Source organism: Paraburkholderia domus (assembly GCF_905220705.1).
GTDB classification, from domain to species: domain Bacteria; phylum Pseudomonadota; class Gammaproteobacteria; order Burkholderiales; family Burkholderiaceae; genus Paraburkholderia; species Paraburkholderia domus.
This window is the reverse complement of record NZ_CAJNAT010000002.1, coordinates 306,459-330,180: the sequence shown is the minus strand read 5'-3', so window position 1 is coordinate 330,180 and position 23,722 is coordinate 306,459. Positions and strand designations below refer to the sequence as shown.

Annotated in this window: 24 protein-coding genes; 9 read left to right on the top strand and 15 right to left on the bottom strand. The window is 63.1% G+C overall.

Features of this window, described 5'->3' with window-relative positions; translation table 11 throughout:
• Positions 1–41: 41 nt before the first annotated feature.
• From KHO31_RS06620 to mltG, 6 genes are all read right to left on the bottom strand, one after another.
• Positions 42–782: an ankyrin repeat domain-containing protein gene (locus tag KHO31_RS06620; RefSeq protein WP_201079363.1), complete on the bottom strand. Its 741-nt coding sequence runs from the start codon at positions 780–782 to the stop codon at positions 42–44.
• Between the two features lie 52 nt (positions 783–834).
• Positions 835–1,626, bottom strand: a complete 792-nt coding sequence (locus KHO31_RS06615) for a TatD family hydrolase (protein ID WP_201079364.1) — start codon at positions 1,624–1,626, stop codon at positions 835–837.
• A 58-nt stretch (positions 1,627–1,684) separates the two neighbouring features.
• The gene (locus tag KHO31_RS06610; RefSeq protein ID WP_201079366.1) at positions 1,685–2,203 is read right to left on the bottom strand and encodes a GNAT family N-acetyltransferase; all 519 of its coding nucleotides are present in this window, start codon (positions 2,201–2,203) and stop codon (positions 1,685–1,687) included.
• Between the two features lie 106 nt (positions 2,204–2,309).
• On the bottom strand, positions 2,310–3,344 hold the full coding sequence (locus KHO31_RS06605) for a DNA polymerase III subunit delta' (RefSeq protein ID WP_201079368.1): 1,035 nt from the start codon (positions 3,342–3,344) through the stop codon (positions 2,310–2,312).
• Positions 3,345–3,437: 93 nt separating this feature from the next.
• Positions 3,438–4,058, bottom strand: coding sequence for a dTMP kinase (gene tmk / locus KHO31_RS06600; protein ID WP_201079424.1), 621 nt, complete (start codon positions 4,056–4,058; stop codon positions 3,438–3,440).
• Positions 4,058–5,068 carry an endolytic transglycosylase MltG gene (gene mltG / locus KHO31_RS06595; protein WP_201079370.1) on the bottom strand — a complete coding sequence of 337 codons (1,011 nt, stop codon included), beginning with the start codon at positions 5,066–5,068 and terminating at the stop codon, positions 4,058–4,060. The genes tmk and mltG overlap by 1 nt, the downstream gene beginning before the upstream one ends.
• A gap of 78 nt (positions 5,069–5,146) precedes the next feature.
• Here mltG and ygfZ point away from each other — a divergent pair, with 78 nt between their 5' ends.
• Positions 5,147–6,244: a CAF17-like 4Fe-4S cluster assembly/insertion protein YgfZ gene (ygfZ, locus tag KHO31_RS06590; RefSeq protein WP_201079372.1), complete on the top strand. Its 1,098-nt coding sequence runs from the start codon at positions 5,147–5,149 to the stop codon at positions 6,242–6,244.
• Between the two features lie 83 nt (positions 6,245–6,327).
• The gene (locus KHO31_RS06585; protein WP_201079374.1) at positions 6,328–7,161 is read left to right on the top strand and encodes an NRDE family protein; all 834 of its coding nucleotides are present in this window, start codon (positions 6,328–6,330) and stop codon (positions 7,159–7,161) included.
• A gap of 20 nt (positions 7,162–7,181) precedes the next feature.
• On the opposite strand, the gene KHO31_RS06580 is transcribed toward KHO31_RS06585, so the two are convergent.
• From KHO31_RS06580 to KHO31_RS06555, 6 genes are all read right to left on the bottom strand, one after another.
• Positions 7,182–8,141 carry an alpha/beta hydrolase gene (locus KHO31_RS06580; RefSeq protein WP_201079376.1) on the bottom strand — a complete coding sequence of 320 codons (960 nt, stop codon included), beginning with the start codon at positions 8,139–8,141 and terminating at the stop codon, positions 7,182–7,184.
• Between the two features lie 113 nt (positions 8,142–8,254).
• Positions 8,255–9,145, bottom strand: a complete 891-nt coding sequence (locus KHO31_RS06575; protein ID WP_201079426.1) for an SDR family oxidoreductase — start codon at positions 9,143–9,145, stop codon at positions 8,255–8,257.
• A gap of 96 nt (positions 9,146–9,241) precedes the next feature.
• Complete coding sequence (locus tag KHO31_RS06570) at positions 9,242–10,240, bottom strand: NADP-dependent oxidoreductase (protein WP_201086062.1); 999 nt, start codon at positions 10,238–10,240, stop codon at positions 9,242–9,244.
• 115 nt (positions 10,241–10,355) lie between these two features.
• Entirely contained in the window at positions 10,356–10,841 is a 486-nt protein-coding gene (locus tag KHO31_RS06565; RefSeq protein ID WP_172310139.1) for a PaaI family thioesterase, read from the bottom strand.
• A gap of 8 nt (positions 10,842–10,849) precedes the next feature.
• Positions 10,850–11,152 (bottom strand): Dabb family protein, encoded by a 303-nt coding sequence (locus tag KHO31_RS06560; protein ID WP_236061720.1) that lies wholly within the window; start codon positions 11,150–11,152, stop codon positions 10,850–10,852.
• A 47-nt stretch (positions 11,153–11,199) separates the two neighbouring features.
• Positions 11,200–12,828: an aminotransferase-like domain-containing protein gene (locus tag KHO31_RS06555; RefSeq protein ID WP_236061721.1), complete on the bottom strand. Its 1,629-nt coding sequence runs from the start codon at positions 12,826–12,828 to the stop codon at positions 11,200–11,202.
• A 178-nt stretch (positions 12,829–13,006) separates the two neighbouring features.
• Between KHO31_RS06555 and KHO31_RS06550 the strand changes: the two genes are divergently transcribed.
• Positions 13,007–13,384: a hypothetical protein gene (locus KHO31_RS06550; RefSeq protein ID WP_201079381.1), complete on the top strand. Its 378-nt coding sequence runs from the start codon at positions 13,007–13,009 to the stop codon at positions 13,382–13,384.
• Positions 13,385–13,452: 68 nt separating this feature from the next.
• The gene (locus KHO31_RS06545) at positions 13,453–13,980 is read left to right on the top strand and encodes an LEA type 2 family protein (RefSeq protein ID WP_201079383.1); all 528 of its coding nucleotides are present in this window, start codon (positions 13,453–13,455) and stop codon (positions 13,978–13,980) included.
• 184 nt (positions 13,981–14,164) lie between these two features.
• Here the strand turns inward: KHO31_RS06545 and KHO31_RS06540 are convergent, their stop codons facing one another.
• The 3 genes from KHO31_RS06540 to KHO31_RS06530 form a co-directional block, all read right to left on the bottom strand.
• Positions 14,165–15,343: an acetyl-CoA C-acyltransferase gene (locus tag KHO31_RS06540; RefSeq protein WP_201079385.1), complete on the bottom strand. Its 1,179-nt coding sequence runs from the start codon at positions 15,341–15,343 to the stop codon at positions 14,165–14,167.
• Between the two features lie 206 nt (positions 15,344–15,549).
• Entirely contained in the window at positions 15,550–17,634 is a 2,085-nt protein-coding gene (locus KHO31_RS06535) for a 3-hydroxyacyl-CoA dehydrogenase NAD-binding domain-containing protein (RefSeq protein ID WP_201079387.1), read from the bottom strand.
• 142 nt (positions 17,635–17,776) lie between these two features.
• Positions 17,777–19,462, bottom strand: coding sequence for a 3-(methylthio)propionyl-CoA ligase (locus KHO31_RS06530; protein WP_201079389.1), 1,686 nt, complete (start codon positions 19,460–19,462; stop codon positions 17,777–17,779).
• Positions 19,463–19,707: 245 nt separating this feature from the next.
• On the opposite strand from KHO31_RS06530, the gene KHO31_RS06525 reads away from it, so the two are divergent.
• The 5 genes from KHO31_RS06525 to KHO31_RS06505 all read left to right on the top strand — a co-directional run bounded on the left by KHO31_RS06525 (position 19,708) and on the right by KHO31_RS06505 (position 23,657).
• The gene (locus KHO31_RS06525) at positions 19,708–21,279 is read left to right on the top strand and encodes a protein adenylyltransferase SelO (RefSeq protein ID WP_201079392.1); all 1,572 of its coding nucleotides are present in this window, start codon (positions 19,708–19,710) and stop codon (positions 21,277–21,279) included.
• Between the two features lie 39 nt (positions 21,280–21,318).
• Positions 21,319–21,741 (top strand): peptide-methionine (R)-S-oxide reductase MsrB, encoded by a 423-nt coding sequence (gene msrB, locus KHO31_RS06520; RefSeq protein ID WP_201079394.1) that lies wholly within the window; start codon positions 21,319–21,321, stop codon positions 21,739–21,741.
• A gap of 278 nt (positions 21,742–22,019) precedes the next feature.
• Entirely contained in the window at positions 22,020–22,550 is a 531-nt protein-coding gene (locus tag KHO31_RS06515) for a septation protein A (protein ID WP_201079396.1), read from the top strand.
• Position 22,551: 1 nt separating this feature from the next.
• Positions 22,552–22,866 (top strand): BolA family protein, encoded by a 315-nt coding sequence (locus tag KHO31_RS06510; protein ID WP_201079398.1) that lies wholly within the window; start codon positions 22,552–22,554, stop codon positions 22,864–22,866.
• Positions 22,867–22,877: 11 nt separating this feature from the next.
• The gene (locus KHO31_RS06505) at positions 22,878–23,657 is read left to right on the top strand and encodes a peptidylprolyl isomerase (RefSeq protein ID WP_201079400.1); all 780 of its coding nucleotides are present in this window, start codon (positions 22,878–22,880) and stop codon (positions 23,655–23,657) included.
• The last annotated feature ends 65 nt before the right edge of the window (positions 23,658–23,722 follow it).

Genomic DNA, 23,722 nt, shown 5'->3' with positions numbered 1-23,722 from the left:
GGCGACGTACCGGTGGCCGGCACTCCGGTTTTTCACACCGTTCACTTCTGTTGCATCTGCTGCAGGCGCGCGGTGAGTCCTTCGACCACGTCCGGCTCCTTGTACGTCTTCGCGAAATCGAGCGCGGTCAGGCCGATCTGGTTCTTCACTGTCAGGTCCGCGCCGTTGTCGAGCAAGAGCTTCACCGTCGACACGTGACCGCCACGTGCGGCCATCATCAGCGGCGTGGTGCCGTTCGGCGAGCCGGCGTCGACATAGGCCGAATGGTCGAGCAGCACCTTGACGATATCGTCATGGCCGTTCGCGGCCGCGTAGTGCAGCGGCGCCCAGCCCTTCTTGTTGACTTCGGCGTCCTTCGCGATCAGCAGGTTGACGAAGTCAAGGTCGCCGTTCAGCGCGGCCATCATCATCGCGTTCTCGCCGGCCTTGTCCTCTATCTCGATGTTGGTCTTCGGATTGGCGATCAGCGCGGCGCCCACCTTGTCCGACTTCTCGCGCGCGGCGATCACCAGCAGCGGGAAGCCCTGGTTGTCGACGCTGTTCGGATCCATGCCCTTGGCGAGCAGCTTGTTGACACCGTCGACGTCGTCGAATTTGACCGACTTGATGAGCGAATCGATCGGCGCGGCCTGAACCGGCGCGGCGATCAGCGAAGACAGCGCGGCGCAGGCGAGCGCGGCGGTCAGCGCGAGGCGCGACGCGCTGCGGCGTGCCGAACCGAGGGCGGTTTGCACCGCTGAAGTCGCCTGAAACGCTACAGTCGAAGTCGAATAATTTGTCATGTTTTACTTTAGGAAACTTCCCTATCCATTTGATATTTATTAACTTTACCGATCACACGCCCGCGGGCGCGGGAATCTTGAAGAGCCGGAAGAAGTTGTGTGTCGTCGCGGCGGCAAGCGCCGTATCCGGCATCTCGCGTTGTTGCGCAATGAAGCGTCCGACATAACTTACGTATGCAGGTTCATTAGGCTTGCCGCGGTACGGCACGGGCGCGAGGTACGGCGAGTCGGTTTCGATCAGCAAGCGATCGAGCGGCACGCGGCGCGCGACGTCCTGCACGTCGGTCGCGCTCTTGAACGTGACGATGCCTGACAGCGAAATGTAAAAATTTTGCGCCAGCGCCTGCTCAGCCACCGCCCACGGTTCGGTGAAGCAATGCATCACGCCGCCCGGCTCGCTCGCGCGCTCCTCGGCCATGATGCGCAGCGTGTCTTCCGCCGACGACCGCGTGTGAATGATCAGCGGCTTCTTCGTGGCGTGCGCCGCGCGGATATGCGTGCGGAAGCGCTCGCGCTGCCATTCCATATCGGCAATCGTGCGGCCTTCCAGGCGGTAGTAGTCGAGGCCGGTCTCGCCGATCGCGACCACTTTCGGATGCTCGGCCAGCTCGATCAGTTCGGCGAGACTCGGCTCGCGCATGTCCTCGTGATCCGGGTGCACCCCGACCGACGCGTACACGTTCTCGTACTGGCTGGCGATCGCGAGGACGGATGGCAGCGTCTCGAGGTCGACCGAGACGCACAGCGCATGCGTGACCGAGTGGCTGCGCATGTTCTCGAGCACCTGTGGCAGGCGGTCGGCGAGTCCTTCGAAGTTGATATGGCAGTGCGAATCGACAAACATGATGATGTCCTGCTGATGAATAGCTTGATGTGAATCTGGCTGTCAATATGACTGCAAATCAGGCGGCAGCCGCGTCGAGCCGCTTGCCGAGAATCACCAGATCGCGCTCCACGCCGTCCAGCACCGCGACGCGCGGGAGCGACCCCCACGTGTCGAAACCAAAGCCGCGGAACAGACGCAGGCTCGCGTCATTGTGGCCGAAGATAAACCCCAGCACCGTGTCGATGCCGAGCGCCGGCGCCGCCTCGAGTGAAGCCGCCAGCAGTTGCTTGCCGAGCCCCTTGCCGCGCGCGCTCTCATCCAGATAGATGCTGACTTCGGCAGTGCGCAGATAGGCCGGGCGGCCGTAGAAATCCGAGAAGCTCAACCACGCGATCACGCGGCCGGACTGCTGCGGATCTTCCACCACCCACAGCGGGCGCTTGTGCGGGCCGTGTGCGTGAAACCACGCCAGACGGCTTTCAATGCTCACCGGCTCCAGATCGGCGGTGACTTGCCGCGACGGCACGGTCGAGTTGTAGATAGCGACGATCGCGGGCAGATCGTCGAGCGTGGCATCGCGGTAAGAAAGGCTCATGGTGCTTTGAACGTGAGATGGAAGATGAATCAGTGGACGGAGGCGCGGGTGGGCGCGGCGCAGTCAGGCGGGCCTGTCCCGGCCGGACCGTCCGCCATCAACCGACTTACGCGAACAGTTCGCGATAGCCGATAAACAGTTCTTCGAACACCAGCCGCGCGTTCAGCGGATGGTTCTCGACGGCGCGCTGGCGCGTCACGGTGCGCATGAACCGCGCGAACGCGCTGGCGTCGGCTTGCGACGCACAGCGCGTCAATGCCGTCGACGCCTGCGGAAAATAGCGTGGCGTGCCGGCTGTGCGTTGCGCCAGCAAATCGTACATCCAGCGTTGCAGCCAGCCGAGCACGAGCGGCACCGGCAGCTTCTGCAGCGCCTCGCCACAGGCAAAGGCGTCGCAATCGGCTCCGGCGGCCAGTTGCTTAAGCGTCCAGTCACGCAGCGCGCGGTTCTCGTCGCTCGCCAGCGCAAGGGCCGTGAGCGGTGCACCGCCGGCCTCGGCAAGCAGCGCAGGCGCTTCGGCGACGCCTTGTGCGGCGAGCCACTTCGTTGCCACGTCCGGTGCGGGGATCGTCATCGGCCATTGGCGGCAGCGGCTGATGATGGTGGGCAGCAGGCGATCGATGCGCGCCGACACCATCAAAAACACCACGCCCGCCGGCGGTTCTTCGAGCGTTTTCAGGAGCGCGTTGGCCGCGGCGATGTTCAACCCCTCGGCGGGATACAGTACGACCACGCGCGCGCCACCACGGTGCGAGCCGACGCCGACGAAATCGAGCAAGCCGCGAATCTGCTCGATCTTGATCTCCTTGCTGGGCGCGCGAGTTTTCTTGCCTTCGTCGCCGTCGGCCTTCTCGGCTTTTTCCTCTGCGGCGTTACCGAGACCGGCTTCGGCGGCGAGCGCCTCAGGCACGACGATCCGATAGTCCGGATGATTGCCCTGCGTGAACCAGTTGCACGCCACACACGCGCCGCAGGGCTCGCCATTGGCCAGCTGAGACTCACACAGGAGCCCCTGCGCCAGGTGCTGCGCGAAGCGCAGCTTGCCGATCCCCGCCTGGCCATGCAGCAGCAAGGCGTGCGGCCAGTGCCCACGCAACTGCTGAAGGCGATTCCAGTCATCGGCTTGCCACGGATAGATCATCGCTTCTCTTTTAAATCAATCGGTTGACGACGCTTGATGAGACGTTAAGCGAACTTCGTGACCGTTATAATTAAGAATTATATTCTTTTAAAATCAAAGAACTGTGATCAATTCTTCAAGTTGTTTCTGAATGCGTGCGATGCTCTGCGAAGAGTCAATGATAGCGAACCGGTATGGCGCCTCTTCCGCGCGGCGCAGATATTCGGCACGGGTGCGCTTGAAAAATGCCTCCGACTCGCTTTCGAAACGATCCGGATCGCGCGCGGCGCTGCGCCGTTCGTTGGCAACCTCCGGATCCAGGTCGAACAGCACCGTCAGATCCGGTTGAAAGCCCCCTTGCACCCAGCGCTCCAGCGTTTCCAGCTTGTCGCGCGGCAGGCCGCGGCCGCCGCCCTGGTAGGCAAAGGTCGCGTCGGTGAAACGGTCGGACAGCACCCAGTCGCCGCGCGCCAGCGCCGGCTCGATCACTTCGGCCAGATGCTGGCGGCGCAGCGCGAACATCAGCAGCGCCTCGGTTTCGAGGTCCATCTTCTGATGCAGCACAATCTCGCGGATCTGTTCGCCGAGCGGCGTGCCACCCGGTTCGCGCGTCATCACGACCGAACGGCCGGTGCTCGCGACTTTCTCTTCGAGGCGTTCGCGAAACCAGCCCAGGTGGGTGGTTTTGCCGGCACCGTCGATGCCCTCAAACGTGATGAATTTGCCCCGCGCCATCATTGCCCTCGAATGTATTTGTCCACGGCCTTGTTGTGATCGCCGAGGGTGTCAGAAAAGATACTGCTGCCGTCGCCGCGCGATACGAAGTACAGCGCGGTGGATTGCGCCGGGTTCATCGCTGCCTGCAGCGATGCGACACCGGGCAGCGAGATGGGTGTTGGCGGAAGCCCCATCCGGGTGTAGGTATTGTAGGGAGTGTCGGCCTGCAGGTCTTTCTTCCTGATGCGGCCGGTGTAGCCATCCCCCATGCCGTAGATCACGGTCGGATCGGTTTGCAGCGGCATGCCCACGCGCAGACGGTTCGCGAACACGGCCGCCACCATTGGCCGGTCCGATGGCTTGCCGGTTTCCTTTTCGATGATCGACGCCATCGTCAATGCGTCGTACGGCGTCTTGTACGGCAGGTTCGGCGCGCGGGCCATCCACGCTTCGTCGAGACGCACACGCATCAGCCGGTACGCACGGCGGTAGACGTCCAGATCGCTGGTGTTCTTGTCGAACAGATAGGTGTCCGGGAAGAACAGCCCCTCGCCGTTGCCGATCGAGGCTTCCGGTGCGCCGATCGCGTTCATCAGATCGGCGTCGCTCATGCCGGCCGTATCGTGCTTGAGCGCCGGATTGGCGTCCAGCTCGGCGCGCATACGCTTGAAGGTCCACCCTTCGATGATGGTCGCCACATATTCATTGACGTCGCCGAGCGCGATTTTTTGCAGCACTTCGTACGGCGTGATGCCTGTCTTGAACTCGTAGTTGCCTGATTTCAGATTGCCTTGCAGACCGAGCAGGCGCGTCATGATGACGAACAGTTCAGGCTGGACCGGGACGCCGCCACGGTTGAGCTGCAGCGTGACGCTGCGCAAGCTGCTGTGCGGTTTGACGGTGACATCGAGTTGCGCGGGGGTCAAATCGAGTGGGCTGGTGGCCCAGTGATATCCGCCTGCGATTGCGGCTGCGGCCAGCACAACGACGATTGAGCCGGCGGCGAAACATTTCTTCAAAAGGGACATGCGTAACGTGGCTGGGTTGGACCTCATATAATACTTGTTTGCCTTAGCTAAAGTCAGAATTGACTGTTCTCGGAATCCATGAACACACCGCTCGCTACCGCTTCAGGCACGCCTTCAGTTGCTCCCGCCGTTGCTCACACTGGCACCGCCGCCACGGCACAGGCTTCCGCGCCTGCCGGACTTCCTGCTTTGCCACGCCCCGCCGCTGACGAATTCGACGCCGTCATTCACCAAGGCGCCTACATGCCGCTGACGCAGTTCGGCGTGATCGACGCGACCGGCGACGACGCGGCGAGCTTCCTGCACGGCCAGTTGACCAACGACACCCAGCATCTCGACGCCGCCAATGCGCGCCTGGCGGGCTACTGCTCGGCCAAAGGCCGGCTGCTGGCGTCGTTCCTGACGTGGCGCACGGGCGACCGGATCCGCCTGCTGGTGTCGAAAGACGTGCAGGCCGCCGTGCAAAAGCGGCTGTCCATGTTCGTTCTGCGCGCCAAGGCCAGGCTCGTCGATGCGAGCGGCGACCTGGCGGTGGTGGGCCTCGCGGGCGACGTGCGCAAAGCGCTTTCCGGCGTGTTCGATGCGCTGCCCGACGGCGTGCATGTCCAGGTGGACGGAACTGCGGGTTCGCTGATTCGTGTTCCGGACGCGCTCGGCCGGCTGCGCTATTTGTGGGTCGGCCCGAAGGCCGCGGTCGAGGCGCACCTGCCCCTGCTCGACGAAAAGCTCAAGCGGGTGTCGCCGGCGGTATGGGACTGGCTCGACATTCGGGCCGGCGAACCGCGCATCACGCAGCCGGTGGTCGAGCAGTTCGTGCCGCAAATGGTCAATTTCGACGTGCTCGGCGCGGTCAATTTCCGCAAAGGCTGCTATCCGGGTCAGGAAGTGGTGGCGCGCAGCCAGTATCGCGGCACGATCAAGCGGCGCACCTCGCTCGCGAACGTGGCGGGCGAACTGGCTACGGTCAAGGCCGGTGCCGAACTGTTCCACTCGGACGATCCAGGCCAACCGTGCGGGATGGTGGTGAATGCTGCGTCGGCGCCGGAGGGCGGCGTCGATGTGCTGGTGGAGGTCAAGCTGGCGGCGCTCGAAGGCGGCTCGGTGCATCTGGGCGCGGCGGAAGGTCCGGCGCTGACGTTCCTGGCGTTGCCGTACGGGTTGCCGGCTGAGGTTTAAGCTCCCGAACCCGAGCGGCGCAACAAGCGCCGCTTTTTCATGGCATCAGTTCCTCCACTGCCTTCACCGGGAGACTCCACCCGATGTGCCTGATCGTCTTCGACTGGCGGCCCGATGCGGCCGACGGACCGCTCTTCACGCTCGCTGCGAATCGCGACGAATTTTTCCGACGCACCGCCGAGCCGATCAACTGGTGGCATGACGCGCCGACCGTGCTGGCCGGGCGCGATCTGGTGGGCGGCGGCACGTGGCTCGGCATGTCGCGAGATGGCCGGTTCGCCGCGCTGACCAATTACCGCGCGCCGCATGAAATGCGCGCCGATGCGCCGACTCGCGGCACGCTCGTCAGCGATTGGCTCAGTAGCGCGGGCAACGGCCAGCACGAAACACCGCTCGACTATCTGCAACACGTCGCGCGAACCGGCGACATCTACAACGGCTTCAATCTGCTCGTCGGCGACTGGACGCGCCGCGAGCTCGGCTGGTACTGCAACCGGTCGAACATTGCGCCCACGCTGCTCGCACCCGGTACGCACGGCATCTCGAACGCGGTGCTCGACACCGCCTGGCCGAAGCTGGTCAAAAAGCGCGCGGAACTCGGGGCCATGCTCGCGCGCGATGCGATGCCGCCGCTCGAACGCCTGATCGACCTGATGCGCGATCCGCACCTTGCGCGCGATAACGAATTGCCGTCCACCGGCATTCCGCTCGAACGCGAACGGGCACTGTCGGCGGCGTTTATTGAAACGCCCGAGTACGGCACGCGCGGCACCACGGCGGTGCGCGTGGTCGCGCACGGCGAGGTGATCAGCGTAGCGGCCGCCGAGCGCAGCGACGACAACGGTTCGCACCGGATCGTTCGACCCGGCGACTTCGAACGCAGCTTTGCCTTCAACGTTGAACGCGAGATCGCCTGAGGCGCTGCTAATAGCGGCGATTACTCGACGCCGAACGCCGCCCGTAATACCGCGGCGGCATCCTGATGTGCCTGCGCCACGTCGGGCACGAAGCCGCCCATCTTGAAGAATTCGTGGATCATGCCCGGGTAGCGCTTCAGCGTGACCTGATTGCCCGCTGCGCGGAGTTTTTCCGCATACGCATCGCCTTCGTCGCTTAAGGGATCGTATTCGGCGGTCGCGATCCATGCCGGCGCGAGGCCGCTGAAATCGGGCGCGCCGCGCGTACCGTCGAGCGGCGCGAAACGCCAGTCGTCGCGGTCATTCTTATCGCGCACGTATAGCTCGAAGAACCATTGAATCGTGTCGCCCGACAGCAGGAAGCCGTCGGCGAGGCGCGAGTGCGAGTCGGTTTGCTGATAGCCCGTGGTACCCGGATAAATCAACAATTGCAGCGCGAGCTTGATGCCGACGTCGCGTGCCAGCACCGCGCACACTGTGGCCAGCGTGCCGCCCGCGCTATCGCCGCCCACGGCCAGCCGCTTAGCATCGACGCCATATTCCGCGGCATGCGCGTGCAGCCACGTCAAGGCATCGAACGCGTCGTCAACGGCGGTGGGAAATTTGTACTCGGGCGCGAGCCGGTAATCGACAGACAGCACCGTGCAACGGCCATCGCGCGCGAACATCCGGCACAACGCATCGTGCGTGTCGACGCTGCCGACCGTGAAGCCGCCGCCGTGGTAATACACCAGCGCTGGTGCAGGCTCGGCCCAACTCGGCTCGACAGGTTGATAGAGACGCGCGCGAATCGTCGCGCCGTCGCGCGTCGGCACTTGCAGGTCTTCGACCGAAAACATGGGTGCGCTCGCGATTTCCAGAATCGGCGCGCTTTTCTCGTAGGACGCGCGCGCCTGTTGCGGGCTCGACTCGTGAAGTTGCGGGCGTTTCGCGCGCGCGATCATGTCGAGCACCTGCTCGATCTTCGAATTCAGCGGCATTGTTCGTCTGGCGGCGCGTGGGCGCCGAAGGTTATTGGGTCAAAGAATAGGTAAGCAGCGGGACGAGCAGTAGCGCGAACTGCAAAAAACCCGCTATATGATGCCGTGGCCGCCTAGCTTGCGTTCTTCACTTCGGGTTTCAGCGACATCGGATCAGTCGGGTTGCGCAACTGCTCGATATCCTCGTGGCGCAGCTTCACCGTCGCCATGATGCCCGGATGCGTGACGATATAGAAACGGCGCGCCGCGATCGCTTCGAACGTGATGTCAGCGACGTCGGTCGCCGTCAGCTTGCCCGATTGCACCGCGCGTTGCAGTTGCTTGCCGGCAGCGATCTGCGAGCGGGTCGGTCCGCTATCGTTGCGCAGTTCCGCGGGCCGCGCGCGTTCCGCGTCGGCGATGCCGGTCGGCACGAAGGCCGGGCACAACAGCGAACAGCCAACCTCGCCATCCCCCGCCGGTTTCGCCGCTTGCGCGAGTTGCAGGTCGTGATAAAGCGTCTCCGTCAACGACACGACGGCATGCTTCGAGGCGTTGTAGATGCCCATCGCGGGCGGCGACAGCAAGCCCGCTACCGAGGCCGTGTTGACGATATGCGCCGGTTCGTTCTGCCGCAGCATGATCGGCGTGAAGGCGCGCACACCGTGCGCGACGCCCATCACGTTGACGTTGAACACCCACGCCCAGTCGTTCACCGAGCTTTCCCAGAGGTAGCCGCCCGAGCCCACGCCCGCGTTGTTGAACAGAAGATGCACTCGGCCGTAGGCGTCGAGCGCCGCTTGCGCGAGCGCTTCGACCTGAGCGGCGTCGGACACGTCGGTCGGCACGCCGATTACCTCGACGCCGTCGGCGCGTAATGCGTCGACGATTTGAAGAAGCGCCTCGGGATTCACGTCGGCCAGCACGAGCTTCATGCCGAGCGACGCGCCCTTCTCCGCAAACGCGCGGCCGAAGCCGCTTGCCGCACCGGTAATCACCGCCACCTTGCCTTCGAATTCGAACATCATTTCTCTCCTGGGTTTATCGGCGTGGGTCTATCGGCAGGCGGCCATCGCCATATATCGCGTGGGTGATCCGACTGCCGCTGCGATCAGATCAGATCAGATCAGCTTGACGAGCTGCTTGCCGAAGTTCTTGCCCTTCAGGAGACCGATGAACGCCTCGGGCGCCGCATCGAGCCCTTGTGCGATGGTCTCGCGGTATTGCAGCTTCTTCTGCGCGACCAGCGTGCCGAGTTGCTTGAGCGCTTCGGGCCACACGTCCATATGCTCGCTGACGATGAAGCCCTGCACCAGCAGCCGCTGCGTCAGCATCAGCGACGGATGCTTGAGCGGCAGCGGCTGGCCGTCGTAGCCTGCGATAAACCCGCACAACGCGATGCGGCCGAACGCGTTCATGCGCGCGAGCGTCACGTCGAGCACTTCGCCGCCGACGTTCTCGAAGTAGCCATCGACGCCGTCCGGCGTCACGGCTTTGAGATCCTTGTACAGATTGCCGGCCTTGTAGTCGACGCAGGCATCGAAGCCGAGCGTCTCGACCACATAGCGGCACTTGTCCGCGCCGCCCGCGATGCCGACCGCGCGCGCGCCGGCCAGCTTCGCCAGTTGCCCGACCACGCTGCCCACCGCGCCGCTCGCCGCGCTGACCACCACCGTCTCGCCCGTTTTCGGCGCGATGATCCTGTTCAGGCCATACCAGGCCGTCACACCCGGCATGCCGACCGGGCCGAGATACGCCGACAGCGGCACGTGCGTGTCGTCAACTTTCTGCACACCCGCACCGTTCGAGGTGCCGTACTCCTGCCAGCCGAACATCGCAACGACCTTGTCGCCGACTGCGAACTTCGGATTCTTCGACTCCACCACTTCGCCCACCGTGCCGCCGATCATCACCTCGTTCAGCGGCTGCGGCGCAGCATACGACTTGCTGTCGTTCATGCGGCCGCGCATGTACGGGTCGAGCGACAGGAAGTGATTGCGTACGCGGAATTCGCCGTCGACGAGCGGCGCGAGCGGCGTTTCGACGAGCTTGAAGTTATCCGGCGTAACAGCGCCTTGCGGGCGCGAAGCCAGCACGAGTTGACGGTTGATCTGGGGCATGACGATCGTCTCCATGGGTTACCGATGTGTTCGGCGAATAATTTGAACGAACGGCGTCTGCAGCAACAGGATTCAGCGCGCGACGCTCTCGACACGCACGCTGTTCATCCGGTGATTAGCCGTCGCTTGGGCCGGGTTTCGCCGAAGGATCGCTGCGCAGACGCTGTTGCGTCACGTCGCGACCCACGGCGAGACGCCGCATGTATTTGAAGGTGCCGAGCGCTTTGGCGACGAAGTGGCCTTCGCTATCGCGGATCTCGCCTTCGCAATAGGCCATGGTGGTCGAGCGGTGCAGCACGCGGCCGGTGGCGCGCAATTCGCCGCGGCCTGGCTGCATGAAGTTGACCTTCATTTCGATCGTGACCACGCCGACGCCGTCGCCGGCTAAACTGCGCGCGGCCATCGCGAGCGCGACGTCGGCGAGGGTCATGGTCACGCCGCCATGCGCGACATCCCACGTGTTCATGTGATCGGGCTGCAGTGGCAGCACGACTTCGCTGACGCCGTCTGCAACCGACACGAGTTGCGCGCCGAGCCGGTCGACGAACGGGCTTTCAGGCAACGACGCGCTGCCCGTTTTAGATGAGGATGAATCGGTCATTGCTGATTTCAGAATTCGTAGTCGACACATTCACGCGATTCGCGCACCGCGCCGGTGAAGCCCTTCAGCGCCGTGTGCTTCGGATGGATTTGGTAGGCGTCGAGCGCGGCTTTGTCGGCGAAGTCCGACACCAGCACGATGTCGTAGGTCGACTCGAGACCCGGTGCCGCTATGCCGACTTCGAGCTTGAGGATGCCAGGAACAATGTCGCGGCAGCCTTCGAGCTTTTCCTTCAGCTTCAGGACGTTTTCAGCACGCGAGGCACCTTCTGCGTGTTCTTTGAGCTTCCACATCACAATATGACGGATCACGGGATTACCTTGTTCAATTCAATTTGAAATCATAACCGCTATGGCGTTCACGCATGCGCCACCATCCGTGCCGCCAGACGCCCTAACCTGCGTACCGCCTCATCGGCCTGATCGAGATCCGTGCTCGGACAACTCAGACGAATGAAATGATCGAAGCGCCCTGCGTTCGAAAACACGGTGCCCGGCATCACGCGGATGCCTTCATCCAAAGCCGCGTCGAAAAAAACAGACGACGACACGTCGCGCGGCAGCTCGATCCAGAAAAACATGCCGCCGCCAGGCGGCGTGAAGCGCGTGCCGTCGGGAAACGATGCGGCGATCGCTGCGGCCATCCGTTCGCGCTGAATTCGCAGACGGTCGCGCAAACGCCGAAGATGCCGCTCATACGCATTGGTTCCCAGAAATTCGGCGAGCACGACTTGCGACAACTGCTCGTTATGGCGCGACTGCGCGAACTTCAGCATGCCGATGCGCGGATGCCAGCGTCCGCCGTTGATCCAGCCGACCCGCATGCCGGGCGCGAGCGTCTTGTTGAACGACGTGCAATGGATCACGGTGCCGTCGACGTCCCAGGCCTTTAACGATTTAGGCGGCTGCGCAGTGTCAGCGAGTTCGCGGTAAGGATCGTCTTCGATCAGCGGAACGCCGGTTCGTGCGCACAGTTCGACGAGCCGCGCCTTGTGCGTGTCTGGCATGACGCTGCCAAGTGGGTTCTGCAGATTCGGCACGACCACGACCGCTTTGATGTCGGGATGCGTTTGCAGCGCGAACGCCAGCGCTTCGATGGCGAGGCCGGTAGTAGGACTGGCCGGAATTTCGAGCGCGCGCAGGCCGAGGCTTTCGAGCGCCTGCAGCAAGCCGAAGAAGCACGGCGACTCCACCGCGACCGTGTCGCCCGGTTGCGTGACCGCACGCAAGGCCAGGTTCACGGCCTCGATGCCGCCATGGGTCATGATCACATCGTCCGCGCCGATCTGGATGCCGACGTCGAGCGCACGGCGCGCAATGATTGCGCGCAGCTCGGGATCGCCCTGATCGTGTCCGGCCGCGGTTAGCAAGGTCGGCCGTCGGCGCAATGCGCGAAGCGCTGCTTTCTGCAAGGCGTCGGTGGGATAAAGATCCGGCGACGCGGTCGCGCCGCCGAGATTCAGCGCGTCGGGATAGCGCTGGAATTTCGACACGATCGCCGAAATCGTCGAATGGATGCCGACGAACTGCGCGGCGCCGGGCGCGGCCGCAAGGTCGGGCTCGGTGGCCGCGGGCAATGTAAGCGTCTGTCGGGCTCGCACGAAATAGCCAGCGCGTGGACGGGCGTCGATCAGTGCCTCGCGTTCCAGGGTGCGATAGCTCTCGGTGGCCGTCGCCAGGCTGACGCCGTGCCGCTGCATGAATGCGCGCATCGACGGCATGCGGTCGCCGGGACGCAGCGCGCCGTTATCGATTGCACGGCGATATTGGTCGGCCAGTTGACGGTAAAGGGGCCGACCGTCCGAGGGTTGACCAACCCGCGGGCGACGATCGAGGAGCCCGTCGTCCACCGATACACGGTCGGCGCGCAAGTCCACATCCGGCGCATCCGGCGACAGGCAGGCCGAGGTCCCGTCCACGAGTAGTGCTTCCGCGCGGTGCGCAAGCGGTTCATCTGATTCATCTGACATAAGGATCGAAGAGTTCATGATCCGATGGTGCGGACAGTTCGGGCGTGGCGACAGATACACATCAGCGTGATTCCAACCGATACAGCGCGCTGAAACGTCACTCTGTACCGGTTCACATCGCTCATAGCTGCGCCTGTTTTCACGTGGACGGACTCAATAAGCTGTGTGGCATGAAAACGGTTTAAAGGAATCGGTTATGCCCATTACTCAACTTCACGCCGGTCTGCCTCGCGATGCCGTCACCTCGCGCCTGGCGGCGGGCCAGATGGCCGTGCACGATCTCCGCGCACAAACCTCCATCGTGGCCGTCGAAGGCGCGCTGCAACTCGACTTCCGCGATCATTCTCTGGCGTGGCTCGGCGACACCGTTCCGGTCACGTCGATCACACTGCACGAAGGCGAGCGTTTTGTGACCCCGCAGCGCGGTCTCGTCTCGATCAGTGCAGCGCACACCCATCCCGCGGTGTTCGTCGTGCAGCCACGGCAGGCTGAAAACGCGCGGCACAGCTTCATCCGTCAAGCTGCGCATCATCTGGCCAATCTCGCTAAAACACGTCTGCGGCGCGCCGTCTGAAACGTCTCCACTGGGCAAACCGCCCGTTACAATGCATGATCCAACCCGCTTCCTTCGAGGTGCCGGTCATGTCATTCTTTCGCGCGTTACGGTTTTCCCGTACCCCTCGTCTGGCAGCGATCATCGCCCTCGTCGCGCTGACGCTCAACGGCTGCGCCGGGATGTTCGGCAGCGAGCCGGTGCGCGTGAACGTGGCCGGCATCGAGCCGATCGACAGTCAGGGCCTGGAAGTGCGCTTCAACGTCAAACTGCGCGTCCAGAATCCCAACGAATCCGCCATCAATTTCGACGGCGTCTCGCTCGATCTCGAACTGAACGGCAAGCCGTTCGCAAGCGGCGTCAGTAATCAAAGCGGCGTCGTGCCGCGCTACGGCGAAATCATTGTCGACGTGCCCCTGACGGTGCCGGCTTTCGCCGCGGTTCGCCAAGCCTTCGCCTTCGCGGACGCCACTCAATCAGGCCAGATTCCGTACATCCTGCGTGGCAAGCTCGCCGACGGCTTTTCGGGCGGCGTCACGACGGGTCTGGCGGGCGGTTATCGTTTTGTCAATCAAGGTACGTTGAGCCTGCCTGCGCTCGGGATGGCGTTTCCTTAATACCGGCGGCCTGATCTGGCGAGACGCGCACGAAAAAAAAACGGGTGTCGTGGATTCAATGCAATCGACACCGAACCGCAACACCCGCTCTCGCCACCCGTGACGCGTCCTCACGTCACACTACGTCACACCAGGCCGCCGCCGGGTCGCGCCAAACCAGGCCAACCCGCGCAAACCGCACGCATCAGACTACTTCGAACAAGCCCGCCGCACCCTGGCCGCCGCCGATACACATCGTCACAACGACCAGCTTCGCACCGCGCCGCTTGCCTTCGATCAGCGCATGGCCGGTCAAGCGCGCGCCCGACACGCCATACGGATGGCCCACCGCAATCGCGCCGCCGTTCACGTTCAGGCGGTCGTGCGGAATGCCGAGTTTGTCGGCGCAATACAGCACCTGCACCGCGAACGCTTCGTTCAGCTCCCACAGGTCGATATCTTCGACCTTCAGGCCGGCCTGCTTGAGCAGCTTCGGCACCGCGAACACCGGGCCGATGCCCATCTCGTCCGGCTCGCAACCGGCCACCGCAAAGCCGCGGAAAATACCCAGCGGTTGCAAACCTTCGCGCTCCGCGACTTTCGCGTTCATCACGACACAAGCCGACGCGCCATCCGAGAACTGGCTCGCGTTGCCTGCGGTGATCACGCCGCCCGGCATTGCGGTACGAATCTTCGACACACCTTCGAGCGTCGTGTCGGCACGAATGCCTTCGTCGGCGCTGACGGTCACTTCTTTCGTGTAGAGACGGCCGGTCGCTTTGTCGGCGACGCCTGCCAGCACCGTCATCGGCACGATCTCGTCCTTGAACTTGCCGGCTTCGAGCGCGGCCGCAGCGCGCTGTTGCGAGCGCACGCCGTATTCGTCCTGACGTTCCTTCGAGATCGAATAGCGTTTCGCGACGTTCTCGGCGGTCTGCAGCATCGACCAATAGATTTCCGGCTTGTTCTTGCTGAGCCAGCCTTCGGCCACCATGTGGCGGTTCATCTCGTTCTGCACACACGAGATCGATTCCACGCCACCCGCGACGAACACATCGCCCTCACCGGCGATCACGCGTTGCGCAGCCAGCGCGATCGTCTGCAAACCCGACGAACAGAAACGGTTCACCGTCATGCCCGGCACACTGACCGGCAAGCCGGCGCGCAGTGCGATTTGCCGCGCGATGTTGGCGCCCGTCGCGCCTTCCGGATTCGCGCAGCCCATGATCACGTCTTCGATGCGCGCCGGATCCAGCTTCGCGCGCTCGACAGCGGCCTGGGTTGCATGTCCGCCGAGCGTTGCGCCATGCGTCATGTTGAAACCGCCGCGCCATGATTTGGCGAGACCCGTACGGGCGGTCGATACGATTACGGCGTCAGTCATGCATCTCTCCTATGTCGACCCGAGTTGGCGCTTTAGCGCTTACTCGGGTCCTATGCAAAGCGGTCGACCCGAGTTGGCGCTTTAGCGCTTACTCGGGTCCCATGCAAGTCGGCTGGTACTTCCAGATGTTGATGGTGGGCGCGCTGGCGGATCGCTCAGTCGCTCCACTTCATTCATTTCACTCATTTCGCCTGAGCGGCGGCGCTTCAACCGTTGAACCCACGGCCCTTCGCCGCGAACTCTGCGATGCTCGGCGCCAACTGCCACGCGTCGCCATTCGGGCGCGATGCATAGCGGCGAATCGCGCGCTCGACGTTGTAGAGACCGACCGTATCCGCGTACAGCATCGGACCGCCGCGATAGAGCGGGAAGCCGTAGCCGGTCAGATAGACCATGTCGATGTCCGACGCCTTCGACGCAATGCCTTCCTCAAGAATCTTCGCGCCTTCGTTGACGAGCGCGAACACGAGGCGTTCGACGATTTCCTCGTCGCTGATCTTGCGGCGCTCCGCGTTGGCTTCCTTCGAAAACTCGGTGATCATCTCGTCGACCACTTTCGACGGATACGCGGTGCGGTCGCCCGCCTTGTAGTCGTACCAGCCCCCACCGGTCTTCTGCCCAAAGCGCCCCGTCTCGCAGAGACGGTCGGCGATCTTCGAGTAGTGCATGTCAGGATGTTCCTGATAGCGGCGCTTGCGGATCGCCCAGCCGATGTCGTTACCCGCCAGATCGCTCATGCGGAACGGGCCCATCGCGAAGCCGAACTTCTCGATAGCTTTGTCCACTTGAGCGGGCAAGGCGCCTTCTTCGAGCATGAAGAGCGCTTGACGGATGTACTGCTCGATCATCCGGTTGCCAATGAAGCCGTCGCACACGCCCGAGACCACGGCGGTCTTCTTGATCTTCTTCGCGAGCTTCATGACGGTGGCAAGCACGTCTTTCGCCGTCTCCTTGCCGCGCACGACTTCGAGCAGCTTCATCACGTTGGCCGGGCTGAAGAAGTGCATGCCGACCACGTCCTGCGGACGCTTCGTGAAAGCGGCGATCTTGTCGACGTCAAGCGTGGACGTGTTCGAGGCCAGGATCGCGCCGGGCTTCGCCACTTCGTCCAGACGCTTGAACACCTGCTCCTTGACGCCGAGTTCTTCGAACACCGCTTCGACGATCATGTCGGCGGTTTTCAGGTCGTCGTAGGAGAGCGTCGGCGTGATCAAGGCCATGCGCTGTTCCAGCGCTTCAGGCTTGAGCTTGCCTTTCTTGACGGTGGCTTCGTAGTTCTTGCGAATCGTGGCGACGCCGCGGTCGAGCGCTTCCTGCCTGGTTTCCAGCAGCGTGACCGGAATGCCCGCGTTGATGAAGTTCATTGCGATGCCGCCGCCCATCGTGCCGGCGCCGATCACGGCCACCTGCTTGATGTCGCGCACCGGCGTGTCCGACGGCACATCGGGAATCTTGCTCGCTGCACGTTCGCCGAAGAACGCATGGCGCAGCGCGTGGCTTTCCGGCGTCTGCACAAGTGCGATGAAGCATTCGCGTTCGAACGCGAGGCCCTTGTCGAAGCCGTTCTGCACGCCCGCTTCCACCGCGTCGATGCACTTCAGCGGTGCCGGGAAATTCCTGGCTACACCCGCGACTGTATTGCGCGCGAACTGGATGAAACCGGCGGCATTCGGATGCTCGATCTTGCGGTCGCGCACCTTCGGATGCGGACCCGTTTTGGCGCCGACCTTGCGGGCAAACGCGAGCGCGGCTTCGGCCAGATCGCCTTCCACGACTTCGTCGAACAGGCCCGAATCGGCCAGCTTCTCCGACATCACCGGCGCACCGGAGACGATCATGTTGAGCGCGGCTTCCAGGCCGATTGCACGCGGCAGACGCTGCGTGCCGCCCGCGCCCGGCAGAATGCCGAGCTTCACTTCCGGCAGCGCGATCTGCGCGCCGGGTGCGGCGATCCGGTAATGCGCGCCGAGCGCCAGTTCGAGGCCGCCGCCCATGGCGACGCTGTGAATCGCGGCGATAACCGGCTTGGCGCTGCCCTCGACGGTCTTGATGACCGTATGGAGGGTGGGCTCCTGGGTCGCCTTCGGCGTGTTGAATTCGGTGATGTCGGCGCCGCCCGAGAAGGCTTTGCCAGCGCCCGTCAGCACGATCGCCTTGACGGCCGGATCGTTCTGCGCGCGCTCGATCCCTTCGACGATACCAGCTCGCGTCGAGAGGCCGAGACCGTTTACGGGGGGATTGTTCAGCGTGATGACGGCCACGCCGTCATGAGTTGTGTAGTCCACTGCCATCTGCCAGCCTCCATGCGATGAGGCGGCGCAGCACGCGCCGCCCGTCCGGTTCGTCGAGTCGACTCATTGTCCGACTTTATTTCCGATTTTCCCGGGGTCAGCAGGCAGAATACACAAAAAAGCACGCTCGTTCAATTTATCGTTAGACGGGGTTTCCCCTGGTGAGCGGAGTAAGGGGGCAATCCCTTTCGTCTTCGAGCGCCGACGGCAGGATGTGGTCGCGGAAAATGTCGCGCAGCTTGAGTTTCTGCAGCTTGCCGGTGGCCGTGTGCGGGAGTTCGTCGACGAAGGCGACGTCGTCGGGAATCCACCATTTGGCGACCTTGCCGTCGTAGAACGCGAGCAGTTCCTCGCGTGTCACGTCGAAACCCACCCGCTTGACGATCACCAGCAGCGGCCGCTCGGTCCATTTCGGATGCGCGCAGGCGATGCACGCGGCTTCGGCCACCGCCGGATGCGCGATCGCAACGTTCTCGATGTCGATCGAACTGATCCACTCGCCGCCGGATTTGATGACATCTTTCGAGCGGTCCGTGATGTGCAGGAAGCTGTCCCGGTCGATGGTGGCGACGTCGCCGGTGGGGAACCAGCCATCCACCAGCGGCGAATCGTCCTTGCGGAAATACCGGTCGATCACCCAAGGGCCGCGTACGTGCAGATCGCCGAACGCCACACCGTCCCACGGCAAATCGCGCCCGTCTTCGCCGACGATCTTCATATCGACGCCGTAGATCGCATGGCCCTGCTTCTCGAGCAACTTGCGCTGCTCAGGCAGCGAGCGCTGGCTCTGCTCCCACGTCAGCTTCGACAAGGTGCCAAGCGGCGACATTTCGGTCATGCCCCAGGCATGGATCACCTGCACGCCGTAGTCGTCCTCGAAGGCACGCAGCATTGCCGGCGGGCACGCTGAACCGCCGATCACCGTACGATTGAGCGACGAGAACCGCACGCCGGCCTCGCGCAGGTGGTTGAGCAAACCGAGCCATACGGTCGGCACACCGGCCGAATACGTGACGCGTTCGCTTTCCATCAATTCATAGAGCGATTTACCGTCGAGATCCTTGCCGGGAAACACGAGCTTCGCGCCGGTCAGTGGCGCGGAGTGCGGAATGCCCCAGGCGTTCACATGGAACATCGGCACGACCGGCAACACGGAGTCGCGCGCGGACAAGCTCATCGCATCGGGCAGCGATGCGCCGAACGCGTGCAGGACTGTCGAGCGGTGCGAATACAGCGCGCCTTTCGGATTGCCGGTCGTGCCCGACGTATAGCAGAGGTAAGACGCTTGACGTTCGTCGAGTTGCGGCCAGTCGTAATTGCCGTCCTGCGCTTCTACCAACGTTTCGTAGCTCAGCACCTGCGTTTGCATCTTCGGCAGATGGGCTTCGTCGGCCAGGGCGATCCAGCCGCGTACTTTGGGGCACTGCGGCGCCAAGGCATCGACAAGCGGCGCGAACGTGGTGTCGAAGAGCACGTAGGCGTCGTCGGCGTGGTTGATGATGTAGGCGATCTGATCGGGAAAGAGGCGCGGATTGATCGTGTGGCACACGGCGCCGAAGCCCGTCGTGCCGTAATACGCTTCCAGATGCCGGTAGCCGTTCCAGGCCAGCGTGGCCACCCGCTCGCCGGGCTCGACGCCGAGCGCAATCAGCGCCTGCGCCAGCTGCTTGGCGCGCTTTTCGCAATCGCGGTAGGTGTAGCGATGCACGTCGCCTTCGATGCGCCGCGACACGATCTCGGTGTCGCCGAAATGCCGCGCGGCATGCGCGAGCAACGAGGACACGGTGAGCGGCACGTCCATCATCTGGCCAAGCAGCGGCGTCGTCATAAAAAGAGGTCTCCTCGCCTTTTTTGCGTCATTGGGGTGGCAGCTCGGGCGCCACGCGGCGCGCTCCGGTCAATCGCAAAGGACATTCCGGCGGGTCGCGTGGCGTACTCTGAAACGGCGCAGGAGCGCTCCGGCAGGAGACGCCCGGCACGCAGGCGTGTGTCTGGCTAAACCTCGGGCGAAGGGCCGGCCAGCAGCTCCGCGGGCGCGGACTTACAATATCGGTTAATCCAGAGGCGCTCAATATGTCGTTTTCCCCAAGCATTGCAGGGTTATCCGGGCCTTTGTCGGCTCTTTCCGACGCACTTATTACCTCGCCTGAAAGCGCATTTGCACGGCTTGGTAGCGCGTTTCTGACGCGGCTACCCGCGGCTCCGCTTAGTGCGCCTTACGTGGTCGGATTCTCCGAAGAAACCGCTGCGTTGCTCGGTTTAGAGCCCGGGCTCCAGAATGATCCGGGCTTTGCCGAGCTGTTCTCCGGCAACGCCACGCGTGAATGGCCTTCCGCGGCACTGCCGTACGCGTCGGTGTATTCGGGGCATCAGTTCGGCGTGTGGGCCGGCCAGCTCGGCGACGGCCGCGCGCTCGGTCTCGGCGAAGTCGAACACGACGGCCATCGCTTCGAACTGCAGCTCAAAGGCGCGGGCCGCACGCCCTATTCGCGCATGGGCGACGGCCGCGCCGTGCTGCGCTCGTCAATCCGCGAATATCTGTGTTCGGAAGCGATGCATCACCTCGGCATTCCGACCACGCGCGCGCTGTGTGTGATCGGCTCCGACCAGCCAGTGCGCCGCGAGGAAATCGAAACCGCTGCAGTCGTCACGCGCGTGGCGCCGAGTTTCGTACGCTTCGGCCACTTCGAGCATTTCTATTCGAACGATCGCGTCGATGCGCTGCGCGCGCTCGCCGATCACGTGATCGACCGTTTCTATCCGCATTGCCGCGAAGCCGATGATCCATATCTCGCGCTGCTGAATGAAGCGGTGATGTCGACGGCCGATCTGATGGTCGAATGGCAAGCCGTCGGCTTCTGCCACGGCGTGATGAATACCGACAACATGTCGATCCTCGGTCTCACGATCGACTACGGCCCGTTCGGTTTCATGGACGGCTTCGACGCCGGCTACATCTGCAATCACTCTGATTCGCAAGGCCGCTACGCGTACAAGATGCAACCGCAGATCGCGTACTGGAACCTCTTTTGCCTCGCGCAAGGGCTGCTGCCGCTGCTGGGCGTTCAGCACGAGGAAAGCGTGCGCGGCGACAAGGCGATCGAAGACGCGCAGCGTGTGCTCGGCGGCTTCAAAAACCGTTTCGCGCCGGCGCTGGAAAAGCGCATGCGCGCCAAGCTCGGCCTCGACACCGAGCGCGACGGCGATGACACGTCGGGCGACGCTTCGCTGGTCAACCGTCTGTTCGAAGTCATGCACGCCAACCGTGCGGATTTCACGCTGACGTTCCGCAATCTGGCGCGCATTTCGAAGCACGACGCAAGCGGCGACGCGCCGGTGCGCGACCTGTTCCTCGACCGCGCAGCGTTCGATGCGTGGGTGAACGACTACCGCGCGCGCCTGTCCGAAGAAACACGCGACGACGCGACACGCGCCATTGCAATGAACCGTGTGAACCCCAAATTCGTACTTCGTAATCATCTGGCGGAAACGGCGATCCGCCGTGCGAAAGAGAAGGACTTCTCCGAAGTGGAACGTTTGGCAGCCGTCCTGCGCCGTCCGTTCGACGAGCAACCGGAATATGAAGCGTATGCGGGGCTGCCGCCAGATTGGGCCAGCTCGCTGGAAGTGAGTTGCTCTTCGTGACGAGCCCCAAAAAATAACCCCGAGACAGGAATCCCTACCATGAGCAAGCCCGACGACCTCAACACCGAAGCCCCCGCCATCCAGAAAGACGACGCCGAGTGGCGCAAGCAGCTCTCCGACATCGAATACCAGGTGACGCGCAACGCGGCCACTGAGCGCCCCTTTACCGGCCGTTATCACGACCATTGGGACCGCGGCATCTATGACTGCGTCTGCTGCGGCACGCCGCTGTTCGAATCGGACACCAAGTTCGACGCCGGTTGCGGCTGGCCGAGCTACTTCAAACCGATCAACGGCGAAGTGATTGCCGAAAAAACCGACCGCACGCACGGCATGCTGCGCATCGAGGTGCAGTGCAAGAACTGCGGCGCGCATCTGGGCCACGTGTTCGAAGACGGACCTGCGCCGACCGGTCTGCGTTACTGCATCAATTCGGCTGCGTTACAATTCGAGCCCAAGTAAAGCAGCGCGGAGTTCGGCGCCAGTTGAATGATGCGCGGCCGGCGGGCCATCGGTGCATGCACGCACGCTAGCTGCATCACCCGCCCGTCGGCCGCAACACCCTTCATCCGGCTTGCGAACCGGACAACCCACGGTCTGCAGTCAGGCAACGAGCGGCAGCTAGCACTGGCCAGCACCGTTCACCAGCTGCGGCGGCGGGTTCATGCAGCCAACCACCACTGGCGCCTCGCGCCGCGTCCCTCTTTCTCCGACCCACTCTCCGAATTCCCGACCAGATAATGAAATTCCTGTTCGATCTGTTCCCGATCATCCTGTTCTTCGTCACCTTCAAGATATGGGGCATTTTTACGGCGACGGCAGTGGCGATCGTTGCCACGCTGGTGCAGATCGCTTGGGTGGCGTTCCGCCATCGCAAGGTCGACCCGATGCTGTGGGTGAGCCTCGGCGTCGTCACCGTATTTGGCGGCGCGACGCTCGTGCTGCATAACGACACCTTTATCAAATGGAAGCCGACCGTGTTGTACTGGGCGTTTTCGGTCGCGCTGATCGTCTCGCAGGTGGCCTTCAACAAGAACCTGATCGAAGCGATGATGGGCAAGCAGATCACGCTGCCACACACGATCTGGGGCAAGCTGAACATTGTCTGGGCGATCTTCTTCGTGCTGCTCGGACTGGTTAACCTGTTCGTCGCGTATCACTACACGACCGACCAGTGGGTCAATTTCAAGCTGTTCGGCGCGACCGGGTGCCTCGTGGTATTCATCGTCGGGCAGAGTTTGTGGCTGTCGAAGTATATGAAGGAAGAATGACATGACGAACGATGTGTTCATGCACGCCACCACCGCCGAGCGCGCCGCGCTGATCGAGGCGCGCCTCACCGCCGCGCTCGCGCCGGTCGCCTCGATCCAGATCACGGACGACAGCGCGCAGCACGCGGGCCACGCCGGCGCCTCCGCCGGCGGTCATTTCAGTGTCACGATCGTGGCCGCCGCATTCGCCGGGAAAGCCCGCGTGGCGCGGCATCGCATGGTGTATGATGCGCTGGCCGATGCCATGCAGCGCGGCATTCACGCCCTTGCAATCACGGCGTATACGCCCGAAGAATTCGCTTTGTTGCCCCGCTAGGAAACCTTTCGATGACCTTGAAGAAAACCCACCTTTGGGTATTGCTGGCTGCGTTTGCGGCCGCACCTGCATTCGCACAGAACATCGCTGTCGTAAACGGCACGCCGATTCCGAAAGCGCGCGCCGACGCACTGATCGATCAACTGGTTCATCAAGGCCAGCAAAACACGCCGCAACTGCAAATGGCTGTGCGCGAAGAGCTGGTGAACCGCGAAATCCTGATGCAGGAAGCGCTGCGCCGCGGCCTGCCGAATCGGCCGGACATCAAGGCACAAATCGCCGTTGCCCAGCAAACCGTCGTGCTGCGCGCGCTGATCGAAGACTTCGTGAAGAACAACACGCCGAGCGACGCCGAAGTGACCGCGCGTTACAACGCGCTGATCAAGGACGCGGGCGGCAAGGAATATCACCTGCACCACATCCTCGTGGACAACGAACAGCAAGCAAAGGATCTGATCGCCAAGATCAAGGCCGGCGCGAGCTTCGAAGATCTCGCCAAGCAATACTCGAAGGACCCGGGATCGGGCAAGAACGGCGGCGATCTGGACTGGTCGGACCCGAAGGCCTACGTGCCTGAATTCGCGGACGCGGCCACGCATCTGCAGAAAGGCCAGATGACCGACACGCCGGTGCATACGCAATTCGGCTGGCACATCATCCGAGTCGACGACGTGCGCGACATCACGCCGCCGCCGCTCGAACAAGTGCGTCCGCAAATCGTGCAGCAGATCCAGCAGGAGAAGCTGCAGGCGTTCGAAGAAGGTCTGCGTAAGAACGCGAAGATTCAGTAAGCGGTTTTTACCGGCTGCTTCAGAACAAAAAAACCGCCCTCGTGGCGGTTTTTTTGTTTTCCACT